At 57.4% G+C, this 1,564-nt stretch carries 1 protein-coding gene; it reads left to right on the top strand.

The window, feature by feature from the left end; genetic code table 11:
- Positions 1–168: 168 nt before the first annotated feature.
- Positions 169–1,374, top strand: a complete 1,206-nt coding sequence (locus tag MUW49_RS20215; RefSeq protein WP_041214374.1) for a nucleoside transporter C-terminal domain-containing protein — start codon at positions 169–171, stop codon at positions 1,372–1,374.
- The last annotated feature ends 190 nt before the right edge of the window (positions 1,375–1,564 follow it).

Below are 1,564 nucleotides of genomic sequence, written 5' to 3'. Positions count from 1 at the left end.
TGTCTTGTCCAAATATATCGTCGATGTGGTTGAGGATTAGTTCGTGGTTAAACATGGGGATAGTCTGTTGGGTATTAGCTGGTCAAGGATGGCGATCATACCTCAGAAGCCGCGCCACGCCTCGCTCATATGAGGGGATGGTTAAGCAATTCAATGGGTGCTACTGGTATGGAATACGTTCATTTCGTGCTCGGACTCGTGATGGTCCTGGCATTGGCGTTGCTGGCAAACCGCCGCAACTGGAAACAGATCAAGCTGCGTTACATCGGCCAGCTGCTGGTGGTCGAGCTGGCGCTCGCCTGGTTCATGCTCAACTCCGAAGTGGGTCTGGCGGTGGTGGGTGGCTTTGCCGCCGGCTTCACCAAGCTGATGGAGTTTGCCAAGCAGGGGACCGACTTCGTGTTCGGCGGTCTGGTCAACGAAGGGGCCTTCTCCTTCTTCCTGATGGTGCTGATGCCTATCGTCTTCATCTCCGTGTTGATCGGCATTTTGCAGTACATCCGTCTGCTGCCCATCGTCATTCGTGGCATCGGCACCGTGCTGGCCAGGATCAACGGCATGGGCAAGCTGGAGTCCTTCAACGCCATCAGCTCCATGATCGTCGGTCAGTCCGAGAACTTCATCGCCCTCAAGAACATACTGCCGCACCTGAACGAGAAGCAGATGTACACCCTGGCGGCGACGGCCATGTCCACCGTCTCCATGTCCATCGTCGGTGCCTACATGCAGCTGATCGAGCCGCGCTACGTGGTGGCCGCGCTGGTACTCAACATGTTCAGCACCTTCGTGGTGCTTTCCCTCATCAACCCCTACGAGCCCGACAACACCGTGACCGATGCCAAGGCGCTGGCCGAGGGTGACGAGCACCATACCCCGAAGAAGGAAAACTTCTTCGAGATGCTGGGGGAGTACATCATGGCCGGTTTCACCGTGGCGGTGATCGTCGGTGCCATGCTGGTGGGCTTCATCGCCCTGATCGCCCTCATCAACTACCTGTTCGAGGCGGCGTTTGGCGTCAACTTCCAGCACGTCATGGGCTACATCTTCTATCCCGTTGCCTGGATCCTGGGCATCCCGGGCAGTGAAGCGCTGCAGGCCGGCTCCATCATGGCGACCAAGCTGGTGACCAACGAGTTTGTGGCCATGATGGATCTGGGCAAGATTGCCGCCGAGCTCTCCCCGCGCACCGTCGGCATCCTCTCCATCTTCATGGTGTCGTTCGCCAACTTCAGCTCCATCGGCATCATTGCCGGTGCGGTGAAGGCGCTCAACGAAGAGAAGGGCAACATGGTTTCCCGCTTCGGTTTGAAGCTGGTCTATGGCTCCACCCTGGTGAGCCTGCTCTCCGCCGTTATCGCCGGTGTGATGATCTAGGTCCTCCCCCCGCGCTGCTCATGACGACCCCCTGCCTTGGCAGGGGGTCTAATGAGATGGTCACCCCCACCCTGTGAGCGGTACGCTGACAGGGTGTTTTTCTTTCAGGAGAGGCCATCATGGAAAACGTTGCGCTTATTGGTATTGATCTCGGTAAACACTCTTTTCACATTCACTGTCAAGACCGGTT

The sequence above is a fragment of the Aeromonas sp. LsrichE-8G genome, assembly GCF_022869435.1.
In the GTDB taxonomy this organism is placed as follows: Bacteria; Pseudomonadota; Gammaproteobacteria; order Enterobacterales; family Aeromonadaceae; genus Aeromonas; species Aeromonas caviae.
Note: the sequence above shows the minus strand (reverse complement) of the source record. Positions and strands in the feature narration are given on the sequence as shown.